Annotated in this window: 13 protein-coding genes; 6 read left to right on the forward strand and 7 right to left on the reverse strand. The window is 40.4% G+C overall.

What is annotated here, in order from left to right; all coding sequences use genetic code 11:
- Nucleotides 1-59 precede the first annotated feature (59 nt).
- The gene (locus ACOBWA_RS10975) at nt 60-1,718 is read left to right on the forward strand and encodes an isovaleryl-CoA dehydrogenase (RefSeq protein WP_420229368.1); all 1,659 of its coding nucleotides are present in this window, start codon (nt 60-62) and stop codon (nt 1,716-1,718) included.
- A 188-nt stretch (nt 1,719-1,906) separates the two neighbouring features.
- On the opposite strand, the gene map is transcribed toward ACOBWA_RS10975, so the two are convergent.
- The 6 genes from map to ACOBWA_RS11005 all read right to left on the reverse strand — a co-directional run bounded on the left by map (nt 1,907) and on the right by ACOBWA_RS11005 (nt 6,736).
- Entirely contained in the window at nt 1,907-2,680 is a 774-nt protein-coding gene (gene map / locus ACOBWA_RS10980; RefSeq protein WP_420229369.1) for a type I methionyl aminopeptidase, read from the reverse strand.
- Nucleotides 2,673-2,879, reverse strand: coding sequence for a ParD-like family protein (locus tag ACOBWA_RS10985; protein WP_057761037.1), 207 nt, complete (start codon nt 2,877-2,879; stop codon nt 2,673-2,675). Before ACOBWA_RS10985 ends, map begins: the two co-directional genes overlap by 8 nt.
- Nucleotides 2,880-3,095: 216 nt before the next feature.
- Nucleotides 3,096-3,725, reverse strand: coding sequence for a YjiH family protein (locus tag ACOBWA_RS10990; protein ID WP_420229370.1), 630 nt, complete (start codon nt 3,723-3,725; stop codon nt 3,096-3,098).
- Nucleotides 3,722-4,498, reverse strand: coding sequence for a nucleoside recognition domain-containing protein (locus tag ACOBWA_RS10995; protein ID WP_420229371.1), 777 nt, complete (start codon nt 4,496-4,498; stop codon nt 3,722-3,724). The genes ACOBWA_RS10990 and ACOBWA_RS10995 overlap by 4 nt, the downstream gene beginning before the upstream one ends.
- 96 nt (nt 4,499-4,594) lie before the next feature.
- Nucleotides 4,595-5,611 carry an arginase gene (locus ACOBWA_RS11000; RefSeq protein WP_420229372.1) on the reverse strand — a complete coding sequence of 339 codons (1,017 nt, stop codon included), beginning with the start codon at nt 5,609-5,611 and terminating at the stop codon, nt 4,595-4,597.
- A 30-nt stretch (nt 5,612-5,641) separates the two neighbouring features.
- Nucleotides 5,642-6,736, reverse strand: a complete 1,095-nt coding sequence (locus ACOBWA_RS11005; RefSeq protein ID WP_420229373.1) for an ornithine cyclodeaminase — start codon at nt 6,734-6,736, stop codon at nt 5,642-5,644.
- Between the two features lie 168 nt (nt 6,737-6,904).
- On the opposite strand from ACOBWA_RS11005, the gene ACOBWA_RS11010 reads away from it, so the two are divergent.
- Nucleotides 6,905-7,336: an Lrp/AsnC family transcriptional regulator gene (locus ACOBWA_RS11010; RefSeq protein ID WP_057761040.1), complete on the forward strand. Its 432-nt coding sequence runs from the start codon at nt 6,905-6,907 to the stop codon at nt 7,334-7,336.
- Between the two features lie 271 nt (nt 7,337-7,607).
- Here ACOBWA_RS11010 and ACOBWA_RS11015 read toward each other — a convergent pair whose 3' ends face one another.
- Nucleotides 7,608-8,333 (reverse strand): GntR family transcriptional regulator, encoded by a 726-nt coding sequence (locus tag ACOBWA_RS11015; RefSeq protein WP_191113992.1) that lies wholly within the window; start codon nt 8,331-8,333, stop codon nt 7,608-7,610.
- Nucleotides 8,334-8,669: 336 nt separating this feature from the next.
- On the opposite strand from ACOBWA_RS11015, the gene ACOBWA_RS11020 reads away from it, so the two are divergent.
- The 4 genes from ACOBWA_RS11020 (at nt 8,670) to ACOBWA_RS11035 (ending at nt 13,633) form a co-directional block, all read left to right on the forward strand.
- Nucleotides 8,670-9,959: an SLC13 family permease gene (locus ACOBWA_RS11020; protein WP_420229374.1), complete on the forward strand. Its 1,290-nt coding sequence runs from the start codon at nt 8,670-8,672 to the stop codon at nt 9,957-9,959.
- Nucleotides 9,960-10,536: 577 nt separating this feature from the next.
- A complete protein-coding gene (locus ACOBWA_RS11025; protein WP_261871177.1) occupies nt 10,537-11,550 on the forward strand; it encodes a Bug family tripartite tricarboxylate transporter substrate binding protein in 1,014 nt (337 codons plus the stop codon).
- 116 nt (nt 11,551-11,666) lie between these two features.
- The gene (locus ACOBWA_RS11030; RefSeq protein ID WP_201550233.1) at nt 11,667-12,122 is read left to right on the forward strand and encodes a tripartite tricarboxylate transporter TctB family protein; all 456 of its coding nucleotides are present in this window, start codon (nt 11,667-11,669) and stop codon (nt 12,120-12,122) included.
- Between the two features lie 5 nt (nt 12,123-12,127).
- The gene (locus ACOBWA_RS11035) at nt 12,128-13,633 is read left to right on the forward strand and encodes a tripartite tricarboxylate transporter permease (RefSeq protein WP_238051828.1); all 1,506 of its coding nucleotides are present in this window, start codon (nt 12,128-12,130) and stop codon (nt 13,631-13,633) included.
- Nucleotides 13,634-13,808: the final 175 nt, after the last annotated feature.

A 13,808-nucleotide genomic window follows, 5' to 3' on the forward strand; every position in this document is an offset into this window, starting at 1 on the left:
GAACTACTGAACTACTGAAACTTAGTAAATGACATTTAAAATCAAGGAAGATAATCATCATGTCAATTGTAAATCAATTTAAGACCCATGAGGTGCAGAATCAACCTTTTGCCTTAGCCAATTATAATGCATGGGAAACAGATACAGCGCTCAAAGAAGCTGTCGCAAGAGAAGGTGCTGCTTGGGCAGAAAGTCACTTGAAAGAGTTTGGGGCACTGACTGGTGGAGATTTAATCACTAGCGGATTCTTAGCTAATGAAAACAAGCCTAAACTACGCAGCTTTGATAGCTATGGTCGGCGCGTAGATGAAGTAGAGTTTCATCCGGCTTACCATGATCTAATGCATGCAGGAATGAAGTACGGCATGAGCAACTTTGCTTGGCGCAATGAAGAGCGTGATAGTGCTCACGTGGCTCGAGCGGCAGTCATGTATCTCGGCTCACAGCCTGAGGCTGGGTTTGGTTGTCCCATGTCTATGAGTTATGCCGCTATTCCTGCCCTACGTCATTCGCCAGCACTGGCCGAAAAATGGCTGCCCAAGCTATTATCTGAACACTATGATCCGCGCAGCTTGCCCATGGAAGAAAAGTTAGGCTGTACGATGGGCATGGGCATGACAGAAAAACAAGGTGGATCAGATTTACGTCGCAATACGACTCGAGCTACAAGACAAGAAGATGGCTCTTATGAAATCATCGGGCATAAATGGTTTTTCTCAGCGCCAATGTGCGATGCTCATCTCGTCTTGGCTCAATCTGACAGTGGTCCTAGTTGCTTTTTAGTACCACGCTTTCGGCCTGATGGGACACGCAATGCAGTGCAAGTGCAACGCTTAAAAGATAAATTAGGAGATTGGGCAAACGCTTCCTCAGAGGTGGAGTTTCAAGGCGCATTCGGTGAGATAGTAGGCACTGAAGGTCGCGGTATCCCTACCATTATCGAGATGGTCGCGCTAACCCGACTTGACTGTATGATTGGCTCCTCAGCTCAAATGCGCCAAGCGATCGTTCAAGCGATTCATCACACCAGTCAGCGCGAAGCCTTTGGTAAATTATTAGTCAACCAACCCATTATGCGTAATGTGCTGGCAGATTTAGCCTTAGAGTCAGAAGCAGCTCTAGCCCTAACAATACGAATTGCACGCGCAGTTGATAAGATAAAAACAGACCCTCATGAAGCCGCGCTCGCTCGTATCGCGACAGCAATTGGAAAATACTGGATATGCAAACGCGCTCCCGTTCTTATCAATGAGGCACAAGAGTGTTTGGGCGGTAATGGCTATGTCGAAGAGACTGTTATGCCGCGTCTGTACAGACAAGCACCGCTAAACTCAATCTGGGAAGGCAGTGGCAATGTGCAGTGTCTAGATGTGCTGCGTGCCTTAAAAAAGGAACCAGAAACTCAGCGAGCTTTATTTAAGGAATTGCAGCAAGCAGCAGGAAAAAATGCTGATTATGATGCAGAATTACACCTGCTGATAGAGCGATTTGAAGACATTCAAACCTTAGAGTTCCGTAGTCGCTACGTGATTGAGCGCCTAGCATTGATGCTACAGGCTTCGATACTACTACAGACTGATCATACGGAGATCGCTCAAGCATTCTGTCGTTCTAGGATTGGGAATGAGCATGGACTGGCCTTTGGTACATTAAGTCCTGATGCTCCCGTGGATTTATTAATCGAACGGGCGGCTGGCGCCACCAAAGCAGTTCTATAAGTATCTTTATATGTGTTAAATAGTCGCCTGCTATTGATTGTTATCATAGCAGAGGCTTTTGCCCTTGAGGTCAGCCACTTTATTCTCCTCCCTAACTGGCTTAAATAACAGTCACATGACATCCTAAGAAAAGGCGCTTCTGAATTATAGAAACGCCTTACCGAATCATCGTTCGAATATTAAATCGCTTAAAGCATTTCATCATTTCGCAAAGTGAGAACTTCATAGCCGTCAGAAGTAACCGCAATGGTATGCTCCCACTGGGCAGATAGCTTTTTATCATTGGTGATTACGGTCCAGCCATCTTTTTTGACTTTAACTTTGGCTTTACCTTGATTGACCATTGGTTCAATGGTAAATGTCATACCTTCTTGTAGAACTAGACCTTTTCCTTGATGTCCATAATGTAGCACTTGCGGTCCCTCATGCATTTCGCGTCCAATACCGTGGCCGCAATACTCTCGCACTACTGAATAGCCCTGCTGCTCAGCGTAACTTTGGATGGCATGACCAACATCACCTAGCGTTGCTCCAGGTTTCACCACTCGTATTCCTTCCCACATCGCTTCATAGGTCTGATCAACCAAGCGTTTTGCAAGTGGTGCCACCTCACCTATCAAATACATTTTGCTAGAATCAGCGATAAAACCCCCTTGTTCTAGGGTAATATCCACATTCACAATATCACCTGATTTGAGTATTTGATGATCTGAAGGAATGCCATGACATACCACGTTATTCACCGAGGTATTCAATGCATACTGATAACCATACTGACCCTTACTGGCTGGACGTGCACCTAACTGATCAACAATATAGTGCTCAGCAAGGTTATTGATGTCCATCGTAGAAGTACCAACTGTAATTTTCTCATCGAGATAATCAAAGACAGAAGCTAGAAGTCGTCCAGACTCGCGCATGATTTCCAATTCCGCTGCGCTTTTAAGTATGACCTTATCCATCTATAAGGTTCCTCACATTGACATCAGCTTGTCTCATTTGCTCATTGATAATTTGATTGTAAGACATATTGGGGTTGGCTTCAGCAAGCATGCCTATCTTCATCCAATATTCAGCTTGAGCGTTGATGGAGCGCACCATGACGGCACTTGCTTTACGAATATCTTCATGCAGTTCATCATCAATTTTAACAATACCCATAAAAACACCTTAATATACGAAACGTATATGAATCGTATATCTATTTTTGTATGGTTGCAAGGCATAATATATCGCTTGAACTCAGTTTCCTTATATTGAAATTATGTGAATTCAACTATAGCTTGTTACTGATAGCAAAAAACCACCTATCAAGGTGGTTTTTTACTGCTAATTTTTTGTTCAGACGTGGTATCTCCAAATTTTAGAAAGTTCTATTTAGAAAATCATATGAGCACACAAGGCAATAATCGGTAATGAGATGATTGTTCTCAATAGAAAAATGACTAATAACTGAAAAAAGCTCACTGGAATTTTTGTCCCTAAAATCAATCCCCCTACTTCTGACATATAGATCAATTGAGACACTGACAAGCAAGCGATAACAAATCGAGTTAACTCAGACTCTATCGAAGAACCGATAATAGCCGGCAAGAACATATCGGCAAAACCTACCATGATCGTTTTTGACATTTCTGCGGCAAACGGTATATTCAATAATTCTAAGAATGGAATAAAAGGCATACCTAAATAATCAAATACAGGGGTTTCTTCTGCAACGATTAAACCCATCGTGCCGATGGCCATAACGACAGGCAATATCCCAATCCACATATCCAAAATATTTTTTAGACCATCTCTTAAGAAAGTAAGAAAGCTTGGGCTTTTATCTGCTTTTTGGACGGCTTTATGCAAACTGTGGGTGAATAATGTTTTTCCTTCGGGAATGGTTTCATGATCTCTATCACTGTTTTCGATAGTATAAGTATCTTCAATTCTAGATAAAGGCAATAACCTTGGTACTATTAGCGCACAAACAATGCCGCATAAAGCAACGACGCCAATCATATTGATAAAGTAGCTCTCGAGCTTAACCTGAGAGATGACAACCAAACAGAATGTAATCGACACTGCTGAAAAGCTTGTAGCGATAATTGCCGCTTCTTTTTGGTATAGAACCCACCTTCCAATTGTTTATCGGTTAATAACACACCGATAGTGCCATCGCCCAACCATGACGTTAAACAATCTACAGATGACCTACCTGGCAAGCCAAACAAAGGTCTCATCACTTTGCTTAGTAGAACCCCAAAAAATTCTAATAAGCCAAAATCAAGCAATAATGGTAGCAGCAATCCAGCCAAGAAAAAGACGATAAAAAGTATTGGCATTAACTCATATAATATTAAGCCGCCAATATTGTCTGAATATATTGACTCAAACCCAAATTTAAAATAGGTCACGACAACAAAGAACGCACCAAGCATCCTAATGATAAGCCAAGGCGTTGTAACGTTTAATAAATTATTTAGAAACGCATTCTTCAAAATAAATGCAGGTTTCATGATTTTAGTATATAAAGTACAACACAAGGTAATCATGATTGAGGTGACAACCAATAACGGCAAAAGGTCACCGATATAACCCTGTATATAATCCTTTAATACAGATATAGGAATGGTAAATCCTTCTGCATAGGTGACAAACTTACCGTCAACATATGGGATTGGAAATACAAAAAGCATCAAACCTATAATAGATGGGATAAAGAACTTCAAAAATTGTCTGATATTGATACCGCTAACATCTCGACTTGCAGCGCTGGCTTTAATAATGTCCATATTATTTTTACTCGCAGTCCCTTTTTAACCAACCTAAAGAAGGTTTTAACAAACCCCTTTAGATTAGATTCTGTTACTCATTTTGAATATTCAGTACTAGTAATTGCTCAAAAGTGTGTGGGTCACTTTCTCTAAAATTTTAAATATTCTGGTCGAGTCATCTTTTGAGTTGTTATACAAAGGATTTATCTCTGCCATTTCCCAGCAGCATACTTTCTTGTTCTTAATTAACTCTATGTTAAGTTGCATCGCTTGCTCGTATGACAGGCCATTCATTGCAGGCGTACCGGTGCCTGGCACATATAAAGGATCGACACTATCAACATCAAATGACACGTAGATATGATCGCAATATTCTAGTTTTTTGAAGATTTCCTCTACAGTAGAACTGATGCCTTTTTGGGTTATCTCAGCCACGCTATATAAAGGGATTTTGTGCCTTCTAATTAGATCCATCTCTTCTTCTTGATAATCTCTAACCGCACAAAACACCACATTTTCTGGCTTAATTGATGGCTCGCTTGATGCCATAAACTTCAATTTTTCCCAATACTCTTTTTCTTTTTCAGAAAGCTCGTTACGCTGACATTCCAAATTATCAATGGCACAAGCCATTGCCAAAGGCATGCCATGCATATTTCCTGATCCGCTGGTATATGGTGAATGGAAATCAGCGTGTGCGTCTATATAAACCACACCGATTTCAGCATCAGGATGCGCCATTTTTAGACCATGCATCGTACCTGCACAGCTAGAATGATCGCCTGCAATAACAATCGGAAATTGATTCTCATTTCTTATATCTTTGATTTTATGCGCCAATTTAGAAATAACAGGCTCAATTACATCGGCGTATTTTGCATGCTTAAATGACGACTCTTCTGCATGTATATATTCATTTTTTATACTATCAAGTTGCAATTTTTCATAGTAGTCTGCATTCATCTCTTTTGATGACGCGCGCAATGCATCGATTCCTAGTGACGCGCCTTTTTTATGCCCTGCGACGTCTGAATAAACTTCTACTATTCGCACGTTTTTCATTAAATCATTCATTATTTTGTCTCTATTAAATAAAACAATTTTTTCATCATTTGAGTCCACATCTGGCATTGAACTCCTATTTTTCTATATTCAAACTACTTATGATGCGGCCATCGCTTCATCCGTCTCTGGGCTACGATCTTTGCTATGAGCTTTGACTACCGAATAGAGGTTTTTAGGGTCTTGTTGCTGAGGAATCAAGTCGAGCAGCTCATATGCATCCTGCTTTTTGATCAAATCACGCAAAAATACCAAAGCCGTAAAGTCTTCTGAGGCAAAACCAACACCATCAAATACAACCAAGTTATTTTCGTTGGTGCGTACTTCTTTTTCACCGTTTACGATGCGGTGAAACTCTGTCACAGGGAAATCTTGAGAGAGCTGTTGAATGTCGCCTTCAATACGAGTTTGTGGTTCAAACTCTACAATCACATGATCGGCTCTTAACAAGATATTGGCATCTAGCTCTGTTTTGCCAGGACAGTCACCACCGATGGCGTTAATATAGACGCCTTTTTTGACCATATCATCACGAAGAATGGTGGCGTTTTTCTTATCTGCAGTACAGGTAGTGATGATATCTGCGCCTTCAACTGCTTCTTCTACCGTTTTGCAAATAGTAATCTCTAGACCTGAATCGGCAAGGTTATGCGCTACTTTTTCAGATGCGGCTGGGTCGACATCATACAAACGCACTTTTGAGATACCCACGACTGCCTTCATACCCATTGCTTGGAACTCACCCTGAGCACCATTACCGATAAGCGCTAAAGTCTGGGCGTTTTTAGGCGCACAATGTTTGGCAACCAATGCAGAAGTCGCCGCAGTACGTAAGGCGGTTAAAATACACATTTCTGTCAGCAGAATGGGATAGCCTGTATCGACATCAGACAATAAGCCAAAAGCGGCGACCGTCTGCAAATCGCGCTTGGTGTTGATCGGATGGCCATTGACATATTTACAGGCAAACATTTCACCATCGCTGACAGGCATCAACTCTATGACGCCGTCTTTGGAATGTGAAGCAAAACGACTGGATTTTTCAAAACTATCCCAACGAGAAAAATCTTGTTCTAAAGCATCTACCAATTCTTTTATGGTCTGTTCTATACCATAATTACTAATGATTTCAGCCATCGCCTGTACGCTAACAAATGGCACACCCTGCTTCTGTGATACGATAAATTTAGACATTAATTTTGCTCCATTCCATGAATATTATTTATTTAACCGACAATTAATATGCTACCAATTATAATTGTCAGTTAAAATGTCAATAATTTACCAAATATGGACATTTTTTTGACACATTGTTAGGTACCACTTAGCATAATGTCAAAATCTAATGAAGGAAGCATTTTTATGGCGTATTACACTTATGACTCTTTAGATAGCGAACTGATATCTGAACTTCGACAAGATGGTCGAGCAACCATCTCAAACCTGGCTAAAAAACTTAAAGTCTCTCGTGCCACTGTCCAGAATAGATTGGATAGATTGATTCACAACGGTGCTATTTTAGGGTTTACGATTCGAGTGCATGAAGCATTAGATAAAGAAACGGTCAAAGCGATGATGATGATTGAAGTAACAGGAAAATCTACTTCACAAGTGATCAGGAAACTGCGGGGTATCCCGCAATTGATTAAGCTGCATACGACCAACGGGGCATGGGACTTAGTAGGAGAAATACACACGACGAGCTTGAGAGAATTTGATGAAGTGCTGCGTCAAGTCAGAGAAATTGATGGTATTTTGAATAGTGAAACAAGTGTTCTGCTTTCGAGTTTGTAATGTCATTAAACTCACAATCGCATAAGCGATGCTGTTTATCTGATAGATATTAACTTAGGATGTTGTGACTAGGCCGCCTGAAGGTAAGCGTAAAAATAATATATTGGCGTTTTATAACCTAGATTTTTTAATTTTTATTTTACTGGTACAATAAAACTAAAGAACCTATCTTTTACTACGTTCTTTAGTATGAAAACACGATGATACCTTTAACTCAGACGATAGCTTATCTGAGCTTGAGACAAGAAATTCACTAACGACTTACTATTTATTAAATAATATTAACTTCATAGCTGAACTTCTCTGCCATTCCATATGACTCTCTATATTCGATAGGATCACCTTCTAGACTCTTAGCAATACGGCATACCTTCACTAGGTTTTCTTGCTCATTATTATCTAAATAAGGGTCTACGTGATTGGCTACAAAAAATAGTGTCTCTACGGCAGATGAAACAAACTGGCCACACTTTGTGTAATAAAATGGATATAGCAAATTCTCAAAATCTTCAGGCTCTAGATTTACAAAGGCTTGATAACGACTCTTAGGTAGCCAGATTTTTTCACTGAGCGAAACTTTGCCTTCAATAATGCGCACACGTTCTATATAAATAAGCGCTTTATTCTTACCAATATCTAGCTTTTCGTTAATCTCTTCAATACCCTCTATTACCATGACCTTTTTGACCACGCCTGTCGGTGTCGCATAGCAAGCATCTTTATCACGAAATTTGAAAAACCGTAATAATGAGCTTTCAAAATCTGGACGCTTTAGAAAGGTACCTCTGCCTTGATACTTGGTTAACACGCCATCGTCGACCAGCTTTTCAACCGCTTTTCGAACGGTTCCGACTGATACTTGATACTTGTCTGCAAACTCCTGCTCAGTCGGTAAAGGTGTGTTTTCATCCCATTTACTTTCTGTCAATAAAGTCAAAATGTGCCATCGCACTTGCTCATACCGTGGTATTTTAAATTTTTCTAAGTTTTTTAGCATTATTCCACCACAATTTAAGGGGTTTATGAATTGTTTTACTGTTTTTAAGCATTGTTATCATTCTAGAGATTGGGATACAACGGAGTACTCTATCTTAAGCGCTAAGAAAACCTTATATATCATTGCAATACTAACGACTGTCTAGCACTTTGTGGGCAATCTTATCTAATTCATATTACTTTTTTGCTATTATTCCACTTATTTATACGTGCATTTCAGGCTTATACGATTCTGTAATCTAGAAAGTTGTTTGTCAATATTCTCGTAATGTTCTTTACCTATAGAAGTCAATACAATTCTCTATAGAATTCATGTAGTTAAGATCAAGGGACAGTAATGACTCTTTATATTCTAGCCGCAATAGTAATATGTATTATTTTGGGCTATACCACCAAGATCAATATTGGTCTATTTGCTATTGCATTTTCATACCTCATCGGCTGTTTCGGTATGGGAATGAGTGCTTATGAAATTGTTGAGCTATGGCCTCTCAAAATTTTCTTTGTTATTTTTGCCGTTACTCTCTTCTATAATTTTCCTTTAGCGAATGGCGCTTTAGAAAAACTTTCGAATCATTTGATCTATAGATGTCGTCATTTTCCCGAGTTTTTACCGTTGGTTATTTTCTTTGCCGCTACGGTCGTTGCTGGCTTAGGGGCTGGTTATTACACCGTCTTAGCCACGATGGCACCTATGATTCTGTTATTGTCTAAACGTACTAACTTGAATCTTGTCATTGCTACTTTATCTGTTAACTATGGTGCATTGGCTGGTGCTAACTTTATCACCTCACAAAGCGGGGTTATCTTTCGAGAGCTGATGCGCGGGGCCGGCGTTGCAAATGATAATACCTTTACTTATGCTTTAGGTGTCTTCGCAGTTACCTTTCTCATGCCAGTGATCGTTTTAGGTATCTATTGCTTTTTTAATGCCAAAAATAGCAAAATTGCGATTCAAACGATAGTACCAGAGCCTTTCGATAATAAGCAAAAACAATCTATTATGCTGATTTTTATCATGATGGCTATCGTGCTTATTGTACCCATCTTAAATCTACTAATGCCTAACATAGAAGCGATTCAGTTTTTGAACGCTCGGATTGACATTGGTTTTATCGCCATTATTTTCGCCTTAATCAGTTTATTATTAAAATTAGGGGACGAAAAAACAGTAATTGCTTTAATTCCTTGGAATACACTTATTATGATTTGTGGGGTCGGCATGCTAATCGGCCTTGGCGTTGAGATCGGTGTTATTTACGAACTAACAGAATGGCTAAGTACCAACGTCCCTATCTGGATGATACCAATTTTGGTCTTCGTTATTAGCGCAATCATGTCAATCTTTGCTAGTACACTTGGCGTAGTCGCTCCTACTCTATTTCCTATGGTGCTGCCTTTAGCCGTCGCCTCTGGACTTAACCCTCTATTGTTATTTACCTGTATTGTGGTGGGAGCACAAAGCTCATCCCTTTCTCCTTTCTCATCAGGAGGTAGTCTAATGTTGGGCGCTTCTCAAGTAGTTATAGAAAAAAACAAGCTATTCAATGCACTATTATTCAAAGCGGTACCCTTAGATATTGGTATTGGCATATTAGCAATTTTCATTATCCAGCTGCTGTTTTAACTAACATGTGTTCTTATGTTGAGAATGAGAACAAGCCCTGCCCTTAAACAAATCCATTCCAAAAGACAGTTTTGAAACAGCTGTCTTTTGACTAACATATACGACCAAATTTCTTAAATACCTAATACATTGCCCGTTCTGGCGCTTAGTCTCATCTCACTGAATTCATCTACCAAGTTAGCTCTTTTCCTTATCCAAAAAACATACCCTAGCACATTTTTAACATCGCTCTCATAGTTATCAATACCTGTAAATCATTGTATTCATTATTTTTTATTGACATTATCATCTTGTATTCGGAAGGTTTTTCTGTCTTTTCTTTCCCTTGATGTTAAGACAATAAGTAATTTTGTATCAGTCATTGTGATAGTACCTTAAAATAAAATTCATGTATACATACATATGTTTCTTGTTATTTTTATAATATTCTGTTACTTTTGCAAAACGCTAAAAACTCTACTTTTATGAAGTTTAGTAGTTATTGTCAGGATGATCTGAACTTCAGCTGTAATCACTTTATTATTTTGCTCAGAATTCTATTGAGCTATTCATTAAAAATATACACAAGGAGTGTCGTGTGAACAAACTATCCTATTTGGCTCTTGGCCTTTCTGCACTTACCCTTACCGCATGTAATAAATCTGATACGGCAGCATCTGATGCCAGTTATGACGCCCCTTCACGTCCAGAATGTATCGCCCCAGCAAAACCAGGCGGTGGCTTTGACTTGACTTGTAAACTTGCTCAAGCTGGCTTAAGAGATACTGGCCTATTAGAAGATCCAATGCGAGTCACTTATATGCCAGGCGGCGTAGGTGCTGTTGCTTATAACAAAATCGTTGCCAATGATCGTGCTAATAACGATGCAATCATTGCTTTCTCTACTGGTTCTATCCTAAATCTGTCGCAAGGTAAATTTGGTAAATTCACCGAAAAAGACGTGAAATGGCTAGCAGCCGTTGGTACTGATTATGGTGCTATCGCTGTCAATGCAGACTCACCTATCAAAGATCTAGCAGGATTGGTCGCTGAGCTTAAGTCAAATCCAAAAGCAATCAGTTTCGCCGCTGGTGGTAGTGTTGGCGGTCAGGACTGGATGCAGACAGCTATTTTAGCCAAAGCGGTTGGTGTCAACCCTAGCGATATGACTTATGTTGCGATGGAAGGTGGCGGCGAGGCTATTACAGCTGTAATGGGTAACCATGTGACTGTCGTAAGTGCTGGTATCGCTGAGATCATGCCACAAGCTACTGCTGGCAAATTGCGTGTATTGGCTGTATTCGCAGATGAAAGACTGGGCGGCACTATGGCCGATATTCCTACTGCTGTAGAGCAAGGCTATGACGTTACTTGGCCTGTCATGCGTGGTTATTACATGGGTCCAGATGTCAGTCCTGCCGCTTATGACTGGTGGAAAGCAAGCTTTGATAACATGCTTGCGGATCCAAAATTCGCTGAATTACGCGAGCAGCAAGAGCTACTACCATTCTCTATGACTGGTGATGAGCTAGAAGCATACGTTTATAAACGTACAGATGAGCTACGTGAATTGTCTGCTGAGTACGGTCTTGTTGATGCTGCAGCTAAGTAGCATTACTCAGATCATATCCCCTTAATGATTGAATACTGATTCTTATAGTATTTATCGAAGGTTGACAGATGAGATATCTATCAACCTTCTTATTTTGGAATTTAAGGAATACTTCTATGACAATGGAACGTGCATTTTCTGGATTAATGGGGCTGTTTAGCTTATTTTTAGTCTACTTAGCTATTGGTTACGTTGCTCCTATTGCCTATGATCCTATCGGCCCTAGACCCTATCCTATTTTGATTTTCTCACTTACGGCGCTTTTGACCTTGGTTATTGCCTTTCGTCCAGCACGATTTACGAAAGTCATCGATTTAGGCTATAACAACGTCGTGCTTAGAAATCTTGTGCTGTGTGTCAGCGCATTATTAATTTATAGCTTAATTTTTGAGCCTTTAGGTTTTGTGGTTGCTACCACACTGATGTGTTTTGCGGTTGGTTTATTATTTGCCGGAAATCCTATTAAAAGCCTTATCTTTTCAGTTGTGATCAGTATCGCCCTGTATGTCTTATTTGACATGGCTTTGGATGTGATTCTGCCGCTTGGAATATTATCAGGAATAATGGGATAGCTATTATGGAAACTTTTGACTTTTTAATGCAAGGTTTTGGCGTAGCGATGTTGCCCAAAAACTTACTGATTGCACTCATTGGCGCTTTTATTGGTACAGTTGTAGGCATGTTGCCTGGCCTTGGCCCTATTAATGGTGTGGCAATTCTATTGCCTTTTGCCTTTGCCCTTGGTCTACCACCCGAGAGTGCACTTATCTTACTGGCGGCTGTTTATCTTGGTTGCGAATATGGCGGTCGTATTTCTGCCATTTTACTTAATGTGCCGGGGTCTGCGGCAGCGGTTATGACCTCATTAGATGGCAACCCGCTAGCGGTTCAGGGCAAAGCCGGCATCGCCTTGTCCATCTCTGCGGTTGCCTCGTTTATTGGTTCTACGATCGCGACCATTGGTGTGGTGTTGTTTGCCCCTCTATTGGCTAAATGGGCTGTGTCTTTTGGACCTGCTGAATACTTCGTATTAATGGTATTCGCGATTTGCTGTTTGAGTGGTTTGGTTGGTGATCAGCCTATCAAAACAGCAGTGTCAGCGTTAATCGGCTTGGGTCTGGCTACTGTTGGTGTCGATGCGGTCACAGGTATCTATCGCTATACCTTTGATTCAGTCAACTTATCTGATGGTATTCAGTTCACAACGATTGTTATTGGCTTTTTCAGTGTCAGTGAAATCTTGATTTTGCTCGAAAGAACCAGTACTGGTGGGAAAATTATCGCGCAAGGTAAGCGTAGCTTATTCAACCTAAAAGAATTTCTCTTCACCATTGGCGCCATGGTGCGTAGTGGCATAATGGGCTTTTTCGTTGGTATTTTGCCTGGCGCAGGTGCGACTATCGCGAGTGCGATGACCTATGCTAGTGAACGCAAAATTGCTGGCGACAGTGGCAAATTTGGTGAAGGCGATCTTCGTGGTTTAGCATCTCCAGAGGCGGCTAACAATGCATCAGCATGTGGTTCATTTGTACCGATGTTGACCTTGGGTGTTCCTGGTTCTGGTACAACAGCGGTCATGATGGGTGCGTTGACTTTGTATAACATCACTCCAGGTCCACAGCTATTTACCGAACAGCCAGACATCGTTTGGGGTCTTATCGCTTCATTATTCATCTGTAACGTCATCTTGTTAGTAATGAATATTCCTTTGGTTGGTGTATTTTCTAAGCTACTTAATGTACCAAACTATATCTTGATACCATCCATTGCTGCTATTAGTTTCGTTGGTGTTTACTCTATCAACAGCACGACCTTTGATATGGTATTCATGGTAGGACTTGGGATATTTGGTTACTTCTTACGCAAGCTACATTTCCCTCTATCAGCTCTTATTCTAGGTTATGTACTGGGAGAGCTAATGGAGTCTAACCTCAGACGTGCCTTGTCTATTTCTCAAGGTGAGATGTCTATTCTATGGAGTAGCCCAATCACCGTATCACTATGGGGTCTGGTAGTTGTCATGATATTCATGCCAATCATTCGTAAAATGTATCGTAAGCGCTTTAAAAAGACTGCTGCATAAGTTCTTGCTAGTTCGTCTCTAAATCTCTCTCCGGCGGTGGTTATACTCTATGTATGGCCACCGTTTTTTTAGAGATAATTTCACCCTACTTGCAATAGTTGTTTAATACTCCTAGCTCTTTTTGTCAGCTGTCCAAAATTAGCAAAACATCACTACTTGATGTCACTTATGAAAT

Source organism: Psychrobacter sp. ER1 (assembly GCF_048631835.1).
In the GTDB taxonomy this organism is placed as follows: Bacteria; Pseudomonadota; Gammaproteobacteria; order Pseudomonadales; family Moraxellaceae; genus Psychrobacter.